This window comes from Devosia sp. (assembly GCF_040509215.1).
In the GTDB taxonomy this organism is placed as follows: Bacteria; Pseudomonadota; Alphaproteobacteria; order Rhizobiales; family Devosiaceae; genus Devosia.
The window spans coordinates 1-17915 of record NZ_JBEVLL010000298.1; the positions used below are offsets into that span (position 1 = coordinate 1).

19 protein-coding genes and 2 tRNA genes are annotated in these 17915 nt (G+C 60.5%); 17 read left to right on the forward strand and 4 right to left on the reverse strand.

The features are described 5' to 3' along the window. Window positions 1–300: iron-sulfur cluster assembly scaffold protein (locus ABW043_RS16480; protein WP_353922283.1), on the reverse strand; the 300-nt coding region annotated here is incomplete at its 3' end. A 144-nt stretch (window positions 301–444) separates the two neighbouring features. On the opposite strand from ABW043_RS16480, the gene folE reads away from it, so the two are divergent. From folE to hisI, 3 genes are all read left to right on the forward strand, one after another. Beyond that, window positions 445–1068 carry a GTP cyclohydrolase I FolE gene (folE, locus tag ABW043_RS16485; RefSeq protein WP_502908661.1) on the forward strand — a complete coding sequence of 208 codons (624 nt, stop codon included), beginning with the start codon at window positions 445–447 and terminating at the stop codon, window positions 1066–1068. 83 nt (window positions 1069–1151) lie between these two features. Continuing rightward, window positions 1152–1985, forward strand: coding sequence for an AraC family transcriptional regulator (locus ABW043_RS16490; RefSeq protein ID WP_353922284.1), 834 nt, complete (start codon window positions 1152–1154; stop codon window positions 1983–1985). A 62-nt stretch (window positions 1986–2047) separates the two neighbouring features. Then, window positions 2048–2500 (forward strand): phosphoribosyl-AMP cyclohydrolase, encoded by a 453-nt coding sequence (hisI, locus tag ABW043_RS16495; protein WP_353922285.1) that lies wholly within the window; start codon window positions 2048–2050, stop codon window positions 2498–2500. 110 nt (window positions 2501–2610) lie between these two features. Here hisI and ABW043_RS16500 read toward each other — a convergent pair whose 3' ends face one another. Further along, window positions 2611–3597: an RgsD C-terminal domain-containing protein gene (locus tag ABW043_RS16500; RefSeq protein ID WP_353922286.1), complete on the reverse strand. Its 987-nt coding sequence runs from the start codon at window positions 3595–3597 to the stop codon at window positions 2611–2613. 154 nt (window positions 3598–3751) lie between these two features. Between ABW043_RS16500 and ABW043_RS16505 the strand changes: the two genes are divergently transcribed. The 3 genes from ABW043_RS16505 to ABW043_RS16515 all read left to right on the forward strand — a co-directional run bounded on the left by ABW043_RS16505 (window position 3752) and on the right by ABW043_RS16515 (window position 6490). Beyond that, window positions 3752–4330, forward strand: a complete 579-nt coding sequence (locus ABW043_RS16505) for a nitroreductase family protein (RefSeq protein WP_353922287.1) — start codon at window positions 3752–3754, stop codon at window positions 4328–4330. Between the two features lie 77 nt (window positions 4331–4407). Then, on the forward strand, window positions 4408–5208 hold the full coding sequence (locus tag ABW043_RS16510; protein WP_353922288.1) for a transglycosylase SLT domain-containing protein: 801 nt from the start codon (window positions 4408–4410) through the stop codon (window positions 5206–5208). 76 nt (window positions 5209–5284) lie between these two features. Then, entirely contained in the window at window positions 5285–6490 is a 1206-nt protein-coding gene (locus ABW043_RS16515) for a DUF2336 domain-containing protein (protein ID WP_353922289.1), read from the forward strand. Between the two features lie 6 nt (window positions 6491–6496). Here the strand turns inward: ABW043_RS16515 and ABW043_RS16520 are convergent, their stop codons facing one another. Then, window positions 6497–7273 (reverse strand): NAD kinase, encoded by a 777-nt coding sequence (locus ABW043_RS16520; RefSeq protein ID WP_353922290.1) that lies wholly within the window; start codon window positions 7271–7273, stop codon window positions 6497–6499. Between the two features lie 239 nt (window positions 7274–7512). Here ABW043_RS16520 and ABW043_RS16525 point away from each other — a divergent pair, with 239 nt between their 5' ends. The 4 genes from ABW043_RS16525 to cysN all read left to right on the forward strand — a co-directional run bounded on the left by ABW043_RS16525 (window position 7513) and on the right by cysN (window position 10870). Further along, window positions 7513–7668: a hypothetical protein gene (locus ABW043_RS16525; protein WP_353922291.1), complete on the forward strand. Its 156-nt coding sequence runs from the start codon at window positions 7513–7515 to the stop codon at window positions 7666–7668. A gap of 59 nt (window positions 7669–7727) precedes the next feature. After that, a tRNA-Thr gene (locus ABW043_RS16530) sits at window positions 7728–7803 on the forward strand. A gap of 269 nt (window positions 7804–8072) precedes the next feature. Beyond that, window positions 8073–8981: a sulfate adenylyltransferase subunit CysD gene (gene cysD / locus ABW043_RS16535; RefSeq protein ID WP_353922292.1), complete on the forward strand. Its 909-nt coding sequence runs from the start codon at window positions 8073–8075 to the stop codon at window positions 8979–8981. A gap of 2 nt (window positions 8982–8983) precedes the next feature. Continuing rightward, window positions 8984–10870 carry a sulfate adenylyltransferase subunit CysN gene (gene cysN, locus ABW043_RS16540; RefSeq protein ID WP_502908662.1) on the forward strand — a complete coding sequence of 629 codons (1887 nt, stop codon included), beginning with the start codon at window positions 8984–8986 and terminating at the stop codon, window positions 10868–10870. Window positions 10871–10875: 5 nt separating this feature from the next. Here the strand turns inward: cysN and ABW043_RS16545 are convergent, their stop codons facing one another. Continuing rightward, entirely contained in the window at window positions 10876–12108 is a 1233-nt protein-coding gene (locus ABW043_RS16545) for an ROK family transcriptional regulator (protein ID WP_353922293.1), read from the reverse strand. Between the two features lie 221 nt (window positions 12109–12329). Here ABW043_RS16545 and xylF point away from each other — a divergent pair, with 221 nt between their 5' ends. From xylF to ABW043_RS16580, 7 genes are all read left to right on the forward strand, one after another. Next, window positions 12330–13367, forward strand: a complete 1038-nt coding sequence (xylF, locus tag ABW043_RS16550; RefSeq protein WP_353922294.1) for a D-xylose ABC transporter substrate-binding protein — start codon at window positions 12330–12332, stop codon at window positions 13365–13367. A gap of 87 nt (window positions 13368–13454) precedes the next feature. Next, complete coding sequence (locus ABW043_RS16555) at window positions 13455–14774, forward strand: sugar ABC transporter permease (RefSeq protein WP_353922295.1); 1320 nt, start codon at window positions 13455–13457, stop codon at window positions 14772–14774. An 11-nt stretch (window positions 14775–14785) separates the two neighbouring features. Continuing rightward, window positions 14786–15568 carry an ATP-binding cassette domain-containing protein gene (locus ABW043_RS16560; protein WP_035083234.1) on the forward strand — a complete coding sequence of 261 codons (783 nt, stop codon included), beginning with the start codon at window positions 14786–14788 and terminating at the stop codon, window positions 15566–15568. A 162-nt stretch (window positions 15569–15730) separates the two neighbouring features. Continuing rightward, on the forward strand, window positions 15731–16309 hold the full coding sequence (locus ABW043_RS16565) for a DUF1345 domain-containing protein (RefSeq protein WP_353922296.1): 579 nt from the start codon (window positions 15731–15733) through the stop codon (window positions 16307–16309). 172 nt (window positions 16310–16481) lie between these two features. Continuing rightward, window positions 16482–16555, forward strand: a tRNA-Cys gene (locus ABW043_RS16570). A gap of 183 nt (window positions 16556–16738) precedes the next feature. Next, window positions 16739–17359 (forward strand): protein-L-isoaspartate O-methyltransferase family protein, encoded by a 621-nt coding sequence (locus tag ABW043_RS16575; RefSeq protein ID WP_353922297.1) that lies wholly within the window; start codon window positions 16739–16741, stop codon window positions 17357–17359. A gap of 131 nt (window positions 17360–17490) precedes the next feature. Beyond that, window positions 17491–17915: TolC family protein (locus tag ABW043_RS16580; RefSeq protein WP_353922298.1), on the forward strand; the 425-nt coding region annotated here is incomplete at its 3' end.

The following is a 17915-nucleotide window of genomic DNA, read 5'->3' on the forward strand; positions in this document are numbered from 1 at the left end:
GCCCTCGGCCTTCAGCATTTCCCGCATCTGCTGCGCCAGCGTCCGAAAATCCTCGACGCGCGTCCCGACGATCTCGCGCGCCACGATTGCCGCCGAAGTCTGCCCCAAGGCACAGGCAGATACCTCTTGCCCATAGCCCGTGATCACGCCATCGGCCACGATCACATCGACCTCGATCACCGAGCCACAGATGCGGCTGACTTTTCGCGCAGAAGCATCCGGCGCAGGCAACCGACCGGGCTGAACTGCGTTTCCGGCAATGTCGAGAATCTTGTCCGAATAAAGCTCGCTGAGCGCCATCTAGGAAATCTGACTTCTTGTTCCCGTCTTGTACGCCTTCTATATAGATGGTCCAACACGGATCGCCAGAGATACGCACCCTGGAGTGGTCCAAACCGCCGACGAAACCGTAGTGACTTCGGTTCTCGAGTTAGGAGTAGTCCATTGGACGCGTCCGTGAAGCTACCATTCCCCGCACCTGCCACGTCCACGGCAATGCCTCGTCCCACCCGCGAAGAAGCCGAGGCCGCTGTCCGCACGCTGATCGCCTGGGCTGGTGATGATCCGACCCGCGAAGGCCTCCTGGAAACGCCCGCGCGCGTCGCCAAGGCCTATGAAGAGCTCTTCGCCGGCTATGGCCAGGACGCCAAGGAAGTTCTCTCCAAGATGTTCCGCGAAGTCGGCGGCTACGATGACATCGTCTTCGTGCGCGACATTCCGTTCTACGCGCATTGCGAACACCACATGGTGCCCTTCTTCGGCAAGGCGCACATCGCCTATCTGCCGCATGACGGCGTTGTTGGCCTCTCCAAGCTCGCCCGCCTGGTAGAAGTCTTCGCGCGGCGCCTGCAAACGCAGGAAACCATGACGGCGCAGATCATCGACGCCATCAACGAAAATCTCGGCCCGCGCGGTGTCGCCGTCATGCTCGAAGCCGAACATATGTGCATGACCATGCGCGGCGTTCGCGCCCATGATGTGAAGACGATCACCCATCGCTTCACCGGCGTCTTTGCCGAAGATCGCGTCGAGCAGGACCGATTCTTCGCGATGATTTCCCGCCGCTAGACTCTTCCCCTGTAGGACAAGCGCGATCAAATGCGCTTGTCCCACTTATGGCATAGAATACCCGTCTCAAGCGGGTACATGCCATGTCAGTTGTCTCCAAAATGCTCTGGGTCCTCGAAAGCCGCTCACGCGAGCCGCTGGGGCTCGACGAGTTGGCGGAGGTGACGGGGCGTTCCAAGAGCTATCTTTCACGCGTCTTTCCCCTGGTGACCGGCTATTCGGTCACGGCCTATCTGCGGGCAAGGCGCCTGAGCGATGCGGCACGCCAGTTGGCCGAGGGGGCGCCCGATATCCTGTCGGTCGCGCTCGATGCCGGCTATGGCTCGCATGAGGCATTCACCCGCGCTTTCCGCGATCAGTTCGGCGTCACGCCGCAAGTGGTTCGCCAAAGGCGCAACCTTGAAGGGATTACCCTCGTGGAGCCTCAAAGAATGGATACTCAAGCCCAGGTTACCGTCGAGCCGCCTCGGTTCGAAAACCGCCCCGCCATGTATTTCGCCGGCATCGGCGAGCGTCACAACATGAACAATCCTGCCGGCCTTCCTGCCCAGTGGCAGCGGTTCCAGCCCTATATCGGTCATATAGACGGAACCATTGCCGGGGCGGCCTACGGCATTGTCGGCGAGATTGCGGATGACAAGTTCGAATATGTCGTCGCGGTCGAAATGCGCGCCGGCGCCGAGGCTCCACCCGATTTGGAGCTGGTTTCGGTGCCAGCTCTCCGTTGGGCTCGTTTTCTACACAAGGGCGACCTTTCCACCATCCGCCAGACCATCGGTGCGGGAGAAAAGTGGCTGACCGCCAATGGCTACGAAGCCAGCGAGGCGACCTATAGCTTCCTTGAATATTACGGACCGGCCTTCGATGGTCGCAGCGGCAGCGGCGATATCGAAATCTGGTTCGGCCTCAAGAACTGAACTACTGGCGTTTGGTCGTGATGCGCGTTAGAGCCTCCGCAATCGAGCCGGAGGTGCGTATCATGACCATTGCTTTCGCCGACCCCAAACTGCTGAGCCATGACGAACTCGAAGAAGGCACGATCTTCGCGCCGCGCTTCGATGCCCATGGCCTCATTACGGTCGTCACCATCGAAGAAGGGACCAAGGATGTCCTGATGGTCGCGCACATGAATGCTGAAACCCTCGGCCTGACGCTGGATACCGGCATAGCGCACTATTGGTCGCGCTCGCGAAAAGCCATCTGGAAGAAGGGCGAAACGTCGGGCGAATTGCAGGAAGTCGTCGACCTGCGCACCGACTGCGACCAGGACTGCCTGGTCATGACCGTCCGCCAGACCGGCCGCGGCGCCGCCTGCCACACCGGCCGCAAGAGCTGCTTCTATCGCAGCGTCGAAACCGAAAGCGGCATCGCGCGGCTCGAAGATACGGGCCTGCCCAAGCTGTTCGATCCGAAGGATGTCTACGGGAAGTAGCGTTGCCGCCACCGCCATTGCCGGGCTTGTCCCGGCAATCCATCTCGCCTCCGCTGGGGACCACCGGAGCAAGCCCGGCGGCGAAAGCCGAGAGCAGGGGCCGCTAGCCCTCAAACCCCGCCGTAAACGCCCGTTAGAACTTCGATTTCGCGCGATCCGCCAGAAACCACCTGCACTTCGCGGTTGTAGACCTGCTCGCCCTGCTTGGCGAAAATCAGATATTCGCCCTCGGCGAGCACGGTCGACGGGAACGCTCCACGATCGGTGAAAACCGTCGCGCCATCAGGCGTCTTGATCGTCCATTCGACGTCGGCGATGGCCTCGCCGCCTTCTTCGGAAACCAGCCGGAACGAAACTTCGCTTGCGTGATGGTAGAGCGTTGCGTCAGTCAGTTCGCCGGCTTCGACGCGCAGGTCGGCGCGCACCACGGCGTTGATCGCACCGAAGTGCGAGACGATGTGATAGGTGCCGGCATTGAGCGTGACGATGTCATTAGGCGGCAGGTTCTCGGCGATCAGCACGCGGCTGCTTTCTTCGCCGGCGGTAAAGATATCGAAGCGCAACTGTGTCGGCGCGATCGGAATGTCGCCGGTCACGGCAGAATTCAGCCGCAGTGCGCCAGCCTCTAGGTCGACCACCTTTTCGTTGTTGCCCGGCACGACCGAGAGAGATTCGCTGAGCTGCGCACGTCCATAGGCGGCATGCACCACGTATTCGCCCGGCGGCAGATCGAGCCGCGCCGTCGATTCCTCGGATTTTGCCACCAGCGTCATATTGCCCTGAGCGTCAGGCACGCTATCGAACACCCGCCAGACGACGCCTTCCGGGATCGACGGGCCTTCCTGCGTGATCCTGGCGGTGAGGGTCACCGACTGCGGAACGCTCGTCACCGCTGCGATTGCATCCGCGGCCGTACCGGCGGCAGGCGCAGCCGCAGGTGGCAGGTTGTTGGGATCGGGACGGGGACGGGGCAGGGGCGGAATCTCGGCGTTCTCTTGCGCAAACGCAACCGGCGCCGCGGCAACCGTCACGCTCGCAAGAGCGAGAATGGCACAGGCAATCAGGCGAAATACAGGCAGCATGGTTGTTCGGGCCATTGGAGAAGGTCGGGGCTCCCCGACTCTTTTCAAGCTAGGGCGCGATTACGGAAAAGCTGTGTCACACTCAGACCGGCTTGAAAACCGGTGCCGGATTGGGTCAAAGCATTTTCCTTAAGGCCCGCCCGCTTCAAGCTGCCCACAAGGATAGACCATGCCCGCCAACCCAGCCTTGCGTGACCATCTGCTGACCCGCCGCTCCGTCGGTCAGGCCTTTCTTGCCGAGCCCGCTCCCACCGGCGAGGATCTGCAGACGCTGCTCACCATAGCAACGCGCGTTCCCGACCACGGCAAGCTCGCGCCGTGGCGTCTGGTTCTTTTCTCCGGCGATGCCCGCGCCGCCGTCGGCGAAAAACTGGCGGAAATCGCCAAGGCCAAGCGGCCGGACCTAGATGAAGCCGGTCTCGAAATCGAACGCCGCCAGTTTCTCCCTGCGCCCCTCGTCATCGGCATCATCTCGACCGCAAAGCCGCATGTGAAGATCCCGGAATTCGAGCAACTGCTCTCGGCCGGCAATGTCGCCTTCAATCTCGTCCACGGCGCCTATGCCCTCGGCTATGCCGCGACCTGGATCACCCGCTGGTACACTTTCGACACCGAAGCCGCTGCAGCACTCGGCGCGAAAGAGGGCGAGCGCTTTGTCGGTTTCGTGCATATCGGCACCCCGACCACATCGATCGAAGATCGTCCGCGTCCGGATCTGGCCGAAATCGTGACAGAATGGCACCCATGACAATCTCGACGTTAACAGTCTGTTAGCCATAATAATGCAGAGGTTAACGCAGTCTTCGCGCTAACCTCAGGCTGTTAATGGGCGTCCAGTCCATCTCCGTTCCGCAGAATCTGGCCACCGCGCTCACTGCGGCCGGCAATCGCAGCGGCGTGGACTTCTCTTATCTTTTGCAGACGGCGATGCGCGAAAGCAGCCTCAATCCGTCTGCAAAAGCCAGCACTTCGTCGGCCGTCGGTCTCTTCCAGTTCCTCGAAGGCACCTGGCTTCAGGTGATGAAGCAAGAGGGCCCGAGACTCGGCTACGGCAATATTGCCAATGAAATTCAACAACGTAGCGATGGCGGCTACACGGTCGCCGACCCCGCGCGCAAAGCCGAAATCCTCAAGCTGCGCGAAGATCCGCAGATCGCCGCAGACCTCGCTGCCGCCTTCACGCGCTCCAATGGCGAATACCTGAAGTCCAAATTCGGCCGCAACCCGAGCGCGGGCGAACTCTACATCGCCCATTTCCTCGGTGCCGAAGGCGCCGAGCGCATGTTCAAGGCCGGCCTCGAGGATCCCGACCAGCTCGCGGTAAACCTCTTCCCCCGCCAGGCCGACGCCAACCAGGCGATTTTCTACAGCAACGGCCAGCCGCGCACGATTCGCGATGTCTACCGCGCTCTGGTCGCCAAGCACGAAGGCGTTACAAATGCTGCGTTTTCTACGCAGCAGATGGCCGGGCAGGGTGCCGGGCAGCCCGAGCCGCTGCCCGTCGTTCCCTCGCGATTCTCCACCGACAACATGTCCTTCACCGGCCTCTTCAAGACCGTTCCCGAAGAGGCCGAAGCGCCGCCCGCCGGCGGTTCCGCGTTTTTCACCCAGCTTTACGCGCGCTGAACTCGTTAAATTCTATGGTGAACGGTTCCTTAAATAGTCTTCGCTAGGCTGTCTTCGCTCGGGTGTGGAGAGAGTAATGATCGAGTATAGTGAGTTCGTCCGGCTGTCCCGGTCCAATGATAGCGACGAGCGCGGTCACGCCGCCCATTTGGCTGCTTTGGCTTTTCTTGATCATCAGGGGCCCGCCGATGAACATGCGGCCCTATACGCTGCGCTGATCGGTTTTCTTGACGATCCCTCAGTCAAAGTGCGCGCTGCCTTGGCCTACGGGATGCTCCATTCGCTGGACGCCCCTCGACCGATCATGATTGCCCTGCTGCAGGACAGTCCGATCATCTCGCGGGCAATTCTACAGTATTCTCCGATACTTATCGACGCGGACCTGCTTGGTTGTGTCCGCAAGGGCGACCAGTCGATCTGGCTGGCCATTGCCCAACGCGCGAAACTCTCTCCGCGTATCGCCGCCGAACTCATCGCCCGAGATGACCAGGACATCACGCAGCACGTTCTGCGCCGGACGGACATCGCGATCGACTCGGAGCTTCTGGTTGAGCTTGCCCGTGGCAAAGGTCAGAACGCGAAAATGCGGGGCGCTTTGCTTTCTCGCCCAGACCTCCCGGCTCCTGCTCGCCTGATCCTCGTCCAGCGCGTTACGGAAGCCTTGAGAGAACTGCGACTTGTCCGCGGCGCTTTGGCTCCAGACCGACTGGCCAGGCTCCTGCGCGACGGTACGGATACGGCCTTGTCGTCGATCGGCGAAAACGAGGCATGCCAGCAGAGGCGGGATTTCGTGCAGGGACTCGTCGGGTCGAGCCTGCTCAATTCCCGCATCCTTCTGCACGCGGTCGTCACCGGCCACGTCATGTTCTTCGCGTCATGCGTCGCAGAATTGGCCGATGTTTCGCGCGAGAAAGTCTTCACCCTGCTCGAAAGCGGCAGCCGCGCTTCGCTCTCGGCCCTCTTTGTGCGGGCTGGACTGCCAGCAGAGCTAGGTAAAGTGCTGGTGCAATTGGTTCTTTACGCGAGAACCGCAGATTTGGCTGACGACATCACCGCCCGGCATTATGTCGTCACTGCGCTTACCGAGGAACTTATCACCGACCATGACGGCGTGATTCCGCCGGCCTTGGAAGAGACCTTTGCCTACCTGAGCGAACAGAATATCGCGCTGGCACGAAGGGCTGCACGCGGAGTGATGCGCGCATTTGCCGAGACCACGCACCTCGCCATGGCGCTTCCGCCTGCGAGAGCCGGGCAACTGCTGGAGCTTCCGGCGGCCTGAGCTACGTTAGAACTTGAACTGCTCGCTAAGGACGCGCTCTTCGAGGCTCTTGCCAGGATCAAAGAGCAGCGTCACTCCATGCGAGCGGTCCTCGCGCACGGTGACCTCGCGCACGTTCTGAATTTCGATATTGTCTGCTACGGCGCTGACAGGCCGCTTTTCTGCTTCGTTCAGCGTGAATCGTACTTCAGCCCGATTGCTGAGAATCGCACCGCGCCAACGACGGGGGCGGAAGGGCGAGATTGGAGTCAGCGCCAGCAGCGGCGCTTCAATCGGCAGAATCGGACCGTGCGCAGAGAGGTTGTATGCGGTCGACCCAGCGGGCGTGGACAAGAGGATGCCGTCGCAGATCAGCTCTTCGAGCCGGACTTCATTGTCGACCGCAATCTGGATCTTGGCTGCCTGATGCGTCGAGCGAAACAGCGAGACTTCATTGAGGGCAAGGGCGATGCGGCGCTTGCCTGAGGCATCGAGCACTTCCATCGACAGCGGATAAATCTTCGTCCGCTGCGCCGACTGCAGGCGCTGGACAATATCGGCCTCGGCATAGTCGTTCATCATGAAGCCGACTGAGCCGAAATTCATGCCATATACCGGTGTCCCATGGGGCATCACGCGGTGAAGCGTCTGCAGCATGAGGCCGTCGCCTCCGAGGGCAACAACATAGTCCGCGTCGTCGATGGAAACATCGCCCAAAATCCCGCGGAGCCGCTGCGCAGCGGCCTCGGAGCCTGGGGTTTCATTGGTGACGATTGCCACGCGAGGAAGTGCCGAACCGCTCACATTGCCCCCTAAACGACTGCAGGCAGTGCCAACCGGCACATCTTTATCGCCGCGATTCGTCTTAGGATGAAGCGCGGCTGGAATACGCGGTCGCTAGTAGCAAAAGCGTGACCGAAAGGCGAGCGATAGCTTTCAAAGGCCAAGCGATCGGCGGCGTCAAGATGAGGAAGGAACGAGGGGGCGCGGCGTGCGGAACTTCGCCGTGGCTCGCGGGTTGCTTTCTCAGAAGGAGCCCTACCATGGACAAACAAAAGTATTCGCCCGCGCCCGTGGAAACCCGACCAGGCCATCAGATGGACGATAATGTCGACGACCTTGGCCACAAGGGGGAAAAGGAAATGCAGGATCAGCCCATCGATCCCAAGAAAAAAGCACCAGAGAACAATCGACGCTGACCGCGCCGCTCCAAGTACCTTGCAGGCTCCGATGCCCAATGCTAAACGGCGCTCGTTACGCCGGTATAGCTCAGTTGGTAGAGCACCTGATTTGTAATCAGGGGGTCACGGGTTCGAACCCTGTTGCCGGCACCACGTCTTCCTCCATTGCCACGCCTGCCTGATCGCCCCACGCGGGGCGTAGAATTATTTTTGCGCGTCGATGGCTCGTCGCGAGCGGTGTGGGGGCGTGGCGCGGGTTCGGGTGGAGAGGTTTATCAGTGCGCGGAGCAGCGCCGCACTATTTTGCCTCAAGCCCCTGAAACCCCAGCGATTCAGGCATTTTCGGCCTTGCTGGCAGGGGTCTTCCGCAAGTAGTTACAAGGTCAATATTCTGGATCGCCATATTAACAGGCTGGACCAACGTGACCTCAACTCGTCTCACCCATCTGCAGTCGCTCGAAGCGGAGAGCATCGAGATTTTGCGTGAGGTTGCGGCGAGTTTCGAGCGGCCTGTGATGATGTACTCCATCGGCAAGGATTCCAGCGTCCTGCTGCATCTGGCGCGCAAGGCGTTTTTCCCGAGCAAGATTCCGTTTCCGCTGCTGCATGTCGATACGACGTTCAAGTTCAAGGAAATGATCGCCTTCCGAGATCGGACAGCCGAGGAATATGGGTTTGATCTCATCACCCATACCAACGCTGACGGCGTACGGGACGGTATCAATCCTTTTGATCATGGCTCGTCGCGTTACACCGACATCATGAAGACTGCCGCCCTGCGGCAGGCCCTTAACGCAGGGCGTTATGATGCGGCCATCGGTGGCGCGCGGCGCGACGAGGAAAAGTCGCGAGCCAAGGAACGCGTTTTTTCTCACCGCAATGCCAGCCACGCCTGGGACCCGAAGAACCAGCGGCCCGAACTTTGGCGGACGTTCAATACCCGGCTCAATCCGGGCGAAAGCATGCGCGTTTTCCCGATCTCCAATTGGACCGAATTGGATGTCTGGACCTATATCTACGACCAGAACATCCCCATCGTACCGCTCTATTTTGCCAAGCCTCGACCCGTGGTTGAGCGCTCCGGCACTTTGATCATGGTGGATGACGAGCGCCTGCCGCTCGAGGCGGGCGAGACGCCGCGCCAGGAAACCGTGCGCTTCCGCACCCTTGGTTGCTACCCGCTGACTGGTGCCATTCGTTCCAACGCAGCCGATCTGCCTTCGATCATCATGGAAATGCAGGCGAGCCGCACATCCGAGCGCGAAGGCCGGTTGATCGACAGCGACTCCGCTGGCTCGATGGAAAAGAAGAAGCAGGAAGGCTATTTCTGAGTATGACCCTCGCCATGGCCACGCCTGATACCAATCTCGACCTTTGGCTCGCCCAGCAGACCGACAAGTCACTCCTGCGTTTTCTCACTTGCGGTAGTGTCGATGACGGCAAATCGACACTGATCGGGCGCTTGCTCTACGACAGCCAGCTCATTCTCGACGATCAGTTGGCGAGCTTGAAGAAGGAAAGCCACAACCGCACGGTCGGCGACGAAGGCATCGACTTTTCGCTACTGGTGGACGGTCTCGCCGCGGAGCGCGAGCAGGGCATTACCATCGATGTGGCCTATCGGTTCTTCTCGACCGACAAGCGCAAGTTCATTGTCGCCGACACGCCGGGCCACGAGCAGTATACCCGCAACATGGCGACGGGTGCGTCGAACGCTGACCTCGCTTTGCTGCTGGTTGATGCGCGAAAGGGCCTGCTTACGCAGACCCGCCGCCATAGTTTTATTCTGTCGCTGGTGGGCGTGAAGCACGTGGTTCTCGTGGTCAACAAGATCGACCTCGTCGGCTACGATCAGGCCATCTTTGATCAGATCGAGGCCGACTATCGCACCTTCGCCAAAGATCTGGGTTTCCAGACTTTGGCCGCAGTGCCGGTTTCTGCGCTGCGTGGCGACAATATTCTGGCCAATAGCGAACGCATGCCGTGGTTCACTGGCGCGCCGCTGGTTCCGTATCTGGAAACCATCGAAGTTGCTCAAGACAAGGCGGCGCAGCCGTTTCGCTTTCCGGTGCAGTGGGTCAACCGTCCCAACCTCGATTTTCGTGGTTTTTCCGGCACGGTCGCCGCTGGTCAGGTGACGGTCGGCGACGAGGTGCTGGTTGCCGCGTCACGAAAGCCGGCAAAGATTGCACGTGTCGTCACCATGGATGGGGATCTCGATACTGCTGTTGCCGGGCAAGCGGTGACGCTGGTGCTTGATCGCGAGATCGATGTGTCGCGCGGCGATGTGTTGGCTCATCCGGGCACCGTTCCCGAATTTTCCAACCAGTTCCAGGCGCGCCTTGTCTGGATGAACGACGAGCCAGCGTATCAGGGGCGTTCCTACCTGCTCAAGGTCGGTGCTCAGACGGTGCCGGCGACGATCACCGACATTAAATTCCGCACCAATGTGAACACGCTCGAGCATGTGGCGGCGAACAAGCTCGACCTCAACGAGGTCGGCACCGTTACCATCGCAACGGACCGAGCCATTGCCTTCGATCCCTATGCCGACAATCCGCTCACCGGCGGTTTCATTCTGATCGATCGGCTTTCCAACGCCACGCTGGCGGCCGGGACGATCTCATTCGGCCTGCGGCGTGCGCAGAACCTGACCTATCAATCCTTCGACGTGAACCGGCAGGTGCGCGCCGAGCAGAAGGGTCAGGAAGCGCAGATCGTCTGGTTCACCGGGCTTTCCGGTTCGGGCAAATCGACGATCGCCAACCTGCTCGAAAAACGCCTGACGGCGGAAGGGCGGCACTGCTACATCCTCGATGGCGACAATGTGCGCCACGGGCTCAATAAAGACCTTGGCTTCACCGAAGCGGCACGCGTCGAGAACATTCGCCGCGTGGCGGAAGTGGCAACGCTCATGGCTGACGCCGGGTTGATCGTGCTGGTGTCGTTCATCTCGCCGTTCGAGAAGGAACGGCAACTGGCACGAGAGATCGCCGGCGATATCCGCTTTACGGAAGTCTATGTCGATACCTCGCTCGAAATAGCGGAACAGCGCGACCCCAAGGGGCTTTATGCCAAGGCACGTCGCGGCGAGATCAAGAATTTCACCGGCATCGACAGCCCGTTCGAAGTGCCAAGCAAGCCCGACCTGACGCTGCATGGCGGCCAGGAAGAGCCTGCAGTCATGGCCGACAGGCTGCACGACTGGCTGAAAATCTGACGCCGCTAACCGGCTCGACCAGAGTTCGGTAGTGGCGCGAAATCGACCTGGTCGATGTCGTTGAGGGTCTTCATCAGCAGGCCCTTGAAAATGGGCTCCGTCTCATCGCGATGCGCGATGATATGGGGAGCGCCGTTGATGCTGCCAACGAGCGAAGCCTTGATCGCCTGATCGATTTCGGGGCGCATGAGTTCGAGCGCTCGTGCGCCTGGTCCTACGATCAGGATGTGCGAGGGATCGTAAATCGCCAGCAGGCGGCTGAGCCCGAAGCCGATAGCGCGACCGGCAAGATTGAAGGCGTGCGTGGCGCTGCGGTCGCCTGCCTCGGCGCGCTGCATCAGCATTTCATACTGCTGGGCCGGCACGGCCGGGGCAGGGGGCGCCGTTTCCGGCACGGAATAAGCGTTGCGCAGCACCGCATAGTCCGCCGCATAGGCTTCGATGCAGCCTCGCATGCCGCAGCGGCACAGTGCGCCATTGGGAACATGGTTCATATGGCCGAATTCGGTGGCGCCTTCGTCGCCGCGGCCCATAATCTGCCCTCGGAATGTGACGCCCATGGCCACGGTCGATCCGACGAATACCGTCGCCACACTGGCTTCGTGCAGGGCTGGATCGAGCCAGCGCGCACCTTCCGCGAGGAGGCGTCCGCGCTTGTGCAGTGTTACCGGAAGTCCGCGGGCGTCGCAGAGCTCGGAAGCAAAAGGGGCACCCGCGAGATGCTGGATCGGCGACCAGCGCAGCCCGCGACCGTCGCGCTCCAGAATACCTTGAACTGAAATGGCAACGCGGCGCAGCGTCTTCCTGGCCGCAGGCGTGCGCGCAAGAAGGGCATCGAGACGGTCGGACAGGAATTGGCACGGCGCTATTCCCGCAAAGGTGCCTGGCGTGAGTTCTGTCTCGATGCGGTCGACCAATACGCCGCCATAGTCGATGAGGGAAAGCCGGGCGCGATTGACGTCGAGTTCGAAGAGCGCGGCGTGAGCGGCAGTGCGGGCGAAGTTGACAAAAGTCGCCGGCCGTCCGCGTGTTCTGCCATCGGGACGGTCGGCCGTCACCTCCGCCACAAGTCCCTGCGTGAGCAGGTCCGACATGATGGCTGTCATGCTGGCGTGGCTAAGACCGGTCAGGCTGGCGAGGGCCGTGCGAGACTGCGCGCCCTGCATGCGCAAGGCACTCAAGACCAGTCCACGGTTTTGCCGCCGGACGCTGTCGCTATCGCTGACGGTTCGCGTCAAGCAGTCAACTCCCTCACTCCCGCCCCAAGACACCAAAGCTGCCGCCGCGACGCAACCTTGATTTTATTCGGAACTCGAAATTGACGTTGACACGTCGCGATCTGACATGCGACTTCTTTTTTCGAGCATTGAAAATAATGCTCTAGTGCGTGCCCGCCTGCCTAGGGATGTGAAGGCTGCGGATGGCATTTTGGGCCCGAATGGCCCTTGGGAGGACATTGATGAATAAGCTCTTTGCAGCGGTCTTGCTTGCCTCGACCGTGTTGACTGGTGCCGCCTTGGCACAGGACAAAATCGTCGTCGGCGTCTCCTGGAACAACTTCCAGGAAGAACGTTGGAAAACCGACGAAGCAGCGATCAAGACCGCTCTCGAGGCGGCCGGCGCTGAGTATATTTCGGCAGACGCCCAGTCGTCCGCCTCCAAGCAGCTCACCGACATCGAAAGCCTGATCAGCCAGGGCGCGACCGCGCTGATCGTTCTCGCTCAGGACAGTGAAGCCATTGGCCCTGCCGTTGCCGCAGCCGTTGCGGAAGGCATTCCGGTGGTTGGTTATGACCGCCTGATCGAGAACCCCGATGCCTTCTACCTGACCTTCGACAACAAGGAAGTCGGGCGCATGCAGGCACAGGGCGTTTTCGCCGTAAAGCCTGAAGGCAACTACGTTTTCATCAAGGGCAATTCGGCTGACCCCAATGCGGACTTCCTGTTCGCGGGGCAGATGGAAGTGCTCCAGGCTGCGGTCGATTCGGGCGCTATCAAGAATGTCGGCGAAGCCTATACCGACAACTGGAATCCTGAAGTCGCCCAGGCGAACATGGAACAGTTCTTGACGGCGAATAATAACGAAGTCGACGCTGTCGTTGCTTCCAACGACGGTACGGCAGGCGGTGCCATCGCGGCGCTGGCCGCACAGGGTCTTGCCGGTTCCGTGCCGGTTTCCGGCCAGGACGGCGACCATGCCGCTCTTAACCGCATTGCTCTCGGCACCCAGACCGTTTCGGTTTGGAAGGATGCTCGCGAGCTGGGTAAGAAGGCGGCGGAGATCGCCGTCGAACTGGGCGGTGGTACGGCTCTCGATGCCGTCACCGGTGCAACCAAGTTCTCCGATGGCCCGAAGGGCGTCGAGATGAACGCCGTGCTGCTTCCTCCCGTGCCGATTACTCAGGACAACCTCAACCTCGTGATTGATGCGGGTTGGGTGACCAAGGATGTCGTGTGTCAGGGCGTTGCCGCCGGTACGGTTGCCGCCTGTAACTGAGCCCATAAAAGGCTAAACTGGTTGCCTGATTGCAACCGGACTGCGCCCCGGCTTCGTGCTGGGGCGCCGTTTCCACGGGAGACCTGAATGGCTGATCAGCACGCCATTTCCACGCCAGCCCATCCGAGCACATTTACGCAGAATCCCATTCAGCGCTTCCTCATTGCGACTGAGGTGGATACGCGCCTCTTGGGCATGATTGGCGCATTGGCGATCATCTGGATCGGCTTCAATATATTTTCCGGTGGCCTGTTCCTGACGCCGCGTAACCTCTGGAACCTGTCGGTACAGACCGCTTCGGTTGCAGTGATGGTCACGGGCATGGTGCTCGTTATCGTCACCCGCAATATCGACCTGTCGGTAGGATCGATTCTGGGCGTCGTCGGCATGGTGATGGGCGTCATGCAGACGCAAATCCTGCCGGTGCAAATGGGGCTTGGCCTCGGCCATCCAATGATCTGGAGCCTGTCGCTGCTGGCGGGTCTCATTGTCGGCGTTGGCATTGGAGCGCTGCAGGGCACGATTATCGCCTATCTGCGAGTGCCGGCCTTCATCGTCACGCTCGGCGGCTACCTCGTCTGGCGCGGTGCCGCTTGGTGGGTGACCATGGGCCGAACCGTTGCGCCCATGGACCAGACCTTCCAGCTGATTGGTGGGGGGCCGGCCGGTTCCATCGGCTTCACCTGGAGCTGGATCGTTGCCGGAATCGCCTGCGCGGCCATCATTGCCGGGCTCTATTTCGGTCGCCGTCAGCGCCATCGCTTTAATTTCCCCCAACGCCCGCTTTGGGCAGAGGCGTCGCTGGCTGTTCTTGGTTGCGGCGCGACCATTGGCGCGATCTGGGTGGCCAACGCCTATCCCTGGCCAGTGCGCATCGCCGAGAATTACGCGAAGGCCAACGGTATTGCCGTGCCGGAAGGCGGACTCTTCATCTCGCATGGCATCGCTGTGCCTGTGCTGATTGCCGTGGGCGTGGGGGTCCTGATGACCTTCCTCACCATGCGGACGCGGTTTGGCCGCTACGTCTATGCCATGGGCGGCAACCCAGAGGCTGCAGAACTGGCGGGTATCAATACGCGCTGGATGACGGTCAAGATCTTCATGCTCATGGGCGGCCTCTGCGCCGTAGCGGCCGCCATTTCGAGCGCGCGCCTCAATGCGGCGACCAACGCCCTGGGCACGCTCGACGAACTCTATGTGATCGCGGCTGCCGTTATCGGCGGTACATCGCTGGCTGGCGGGGTCGGTACTATTGCCGGCGCGCTGCTTGGCGCCGTGGTCATGCAATCGCTGCAGTCCGGCATGGTGCTGATGGGGCTTGATAGTCCGCTTCAGTCCATCGTTGTCGGTATTGTTCTGGTTTTCGCGGTGTGGCTCGACACGCTCTACCGCCGGAATAAGCACTAGGAGTGCCCGTCATGCTGGATGCCAGCACACCCCTGGTCGAAATGACCGACATCTCAATCGCCTTCGGCGGTATCAAGGCCGTCGATCACGCCTCGATCAACCTGCACCGCGGCGAGGTCGTTGGCCTGCTTGGCCACAACGGCGCGGGAAAATCGACGCTGATCAAGATCCTGTCGGGTGCCTACAAGCGCGACGCCGGGGATATCAAGATCAATGGCGAGCCGGCCTCGATCAGCAATCCGCGTGATGCCAAGGCGTATGGGATCGAGACCATCTACCAGCAGCTCGCCGTTGCCGACAATGTCGACGCCGCCGCCAATCTCTTCCTTGGTCGCGAATTGGTGACGCCGATCGGCACGTTGGACGATGCCGCGATGGAATCGCGAGCACGGGAAGTGATGGGGCGTCTCAACCCCAATTTCCGCCGCTTCAAGGAACCGGTCAAGGCCCTCTCTGGTGGACAGCGCCAGTCCGTTGCCATTGCCCGAGCCATCCTCTTCAACGCACGCATCCTCGTCATGGACGAGCCAACGGCCGCTCTTGGCCCACAGGAGACGGCGCAGGTCGGGGAGCTGATCAAGCAGCTCAAATCCGAAGGCATCGGTATCTTTCTCATCAGCCACGATATCCACGATGTCTTTGATCTCGCGGACAGGCTTGTGGTGATGAAGAACGGCCAGGTTGTAGGCGAAGCGCGCACCAGCGATGTCACCAAGGACGAAGTCTTGGGCATGATTATCATGGGCAAGGTGCCTCCGGGTGCAAAGCCCGGTCCGGGAGCCATTAGCGGCTGAAGGCGTTTCCTCCGCGGCGCAAACGCGGGGGAGGAAACGTCGTATGCCGGAAAACGTCGTATGCCGGAAAAGGTAAAGGGAACCCTGCGCGCGGCGGCTGTGGGACATGTTATGCCGCGACACGCGCCTTTCTACTTTGGGCTCGTGCTCGGCATAGCGGGCTTGGCGATATCCCTTCTGCTGGTGCCAAAATATGCCGTCAGCGTTGGCGCCAACTGCCTCTTTGCCGGCTACCTGATCCTGACCTTTTTGAAGCTCCCGCACCTCACCGCGGACTATCTGCACGAGCACGCCCGCGAGGAAGACACCCCTGGGACGGGTATCTTGCTCATTGTGCTCATCGTCGTCGCTGCGTCGGTGGTCTCGCTGTTCCTAGCCCTCAACCAGGATGGCGGCACGGAGCCGGGCGAGATAATCGCCAGCATCGCCTCGGTTGTCTTGGGTTGGTTCACGGTGCAGGCCATGGGCGCATTGCACTATGCCTATGAATATTACCAGGTGCCTGATCGTCCAGGCGGTAAGAAGGTGGAGGGCGGTCTCGACTTTCCCGGTGATGAAGAGCCGGACGGAATCGCGTTTTTGTACTTCTCGTTCACGGTTGGCACGTCCGTCGCGACCTCGGACACAAAGGTCTCAAGCAATGCCATGCGCCGTCGTGTGATGGTGCACCTTGTTTTCTCGCATTTCTACAACACGATCCTGCTTGCGGCTGCGGTCAACGTGTTGCTTGGCGCTGGGTAGGGCTAGCAGTCCTGCGCGGGGCGCAGGCCAGTAAAAGAAGGGCTTGGAACGCCGCTTCGTCCCGCTAGCGCCCGGGGACTGAACGAAGCGTTTTCCAAAGTTTTGGGAAATTCGTCCATCGGCGACAATCCTGTTGCATCGCTCAGAGAGGTCAAATAGGTACAGACGCAGAGGCCGCGTGGCGGAGTGGTTACGCAGCGGATTGCAAATCCGTGCACTCCGGTTCGATTCCGGACGCGGCCTCCAATTTCCTTACATTTTGAATTTTGACCGGCGGCTCGATGCCTTTGGTTGTTATTCGGTCGCGTTGAGGCGCTCGTCCACCTGGCATGGCTTGCCAGCGGATCGGCTCGTCTATATTCACGTCCGGCATATCAATGAGCTTCGGACCGCTGGCTGATGGACGATTTTCGAAGCGCAAGAATGGCTATGATCGATAGCCAGTTGCGCAGCAGCGGTGTCACGGAGCGGCGGCTGATTGCTGCCTTTGCGGATGTGCCGCGCGAAATATTCGTCGCCGAGGGTCGCAAGGCTGTCGCTTACGTCGACGACCTGCAGCCACTGGCTTCCGGACAACGCTTCATTCTTTCGCCGGCGCATTTTGGGCGCATCGCGCAACTTGCCGAGATAGGCGAAAGCAGCCGGGTTCTCGATGTTGGAGCGGCGAGCGGCTACTCCACAGCCGTGCTGGCGCGCATCGGCGGCCAGGTCGTGGGCATCGAAGTCGATGCGATCCTCGCTGCCCGCGCAAACGATCATCTCGTCCAACTTGGAGTCGAGAACGCTAGCGTTGTTGCCGGAGGAATCGAGGCACTTGCGGGGCAGCTTTTCGATGCCATCGTGGTTGAAGGCGCTGTCGATGCAGAGCCCTCGGAGCTGATTCAGCTCCTCGCTATGGACGGGCGATTGGTCGTTCCGATTCTACGACGTGGAATCGCTGTCATTCATGTTTTCCATCGGAACCACGACGGCGTAATGTTCACGTCAGAGTTCGATGCGACGATACCGCGCTTGTGGAGCTGGGCACAGAAGGACGAATTCGTGTTCTAGCGCTCGATTTGTTGCCAAATGGCCACGGGTTGAAACGAAGCGTACGTGAAATTTTGGTAGGCATGGGTATGGTTGGTTGTAGACCCCATATGCCGGGCGTATTGGTAGTAGGGTCGGAATGCGGGGTACCTATGGTAAATAAGTTCGTTACGGCGAGCGCGGTCGCCATACTTTTGGCGATGGGAGCAACCGGCGGGGCGCATGCCCAGTCGATTACTCAGGCGCTGACCGCTGCCTATGACCACGCGCCCGACCTGCAGGCAGCTTTGCTTGAAGCAAAGGCGTCGGCGGAAAGCATTGCTCTGGCAAAGTCAGCCAAGCTGCCGACTATCGGTGCCTCGATCAGCGGTACGGAGAGCTGGAGCCTGGTCGGTGGCCAGTTTTCGGGTGGCCCGTCGATCACGACTGGTGTTTCCTATAACCAGACCATTTTCGATAACTTCAAGACTGAAGCGCAGGTCGAGGCCGCTCGGGCTGCCGCCGAACTCTCCGAGTATCAAATCCGCAATTCCGAGCAGAACGTCCTGCTCTCCGTCGTTCAGGCCTATATGAACGT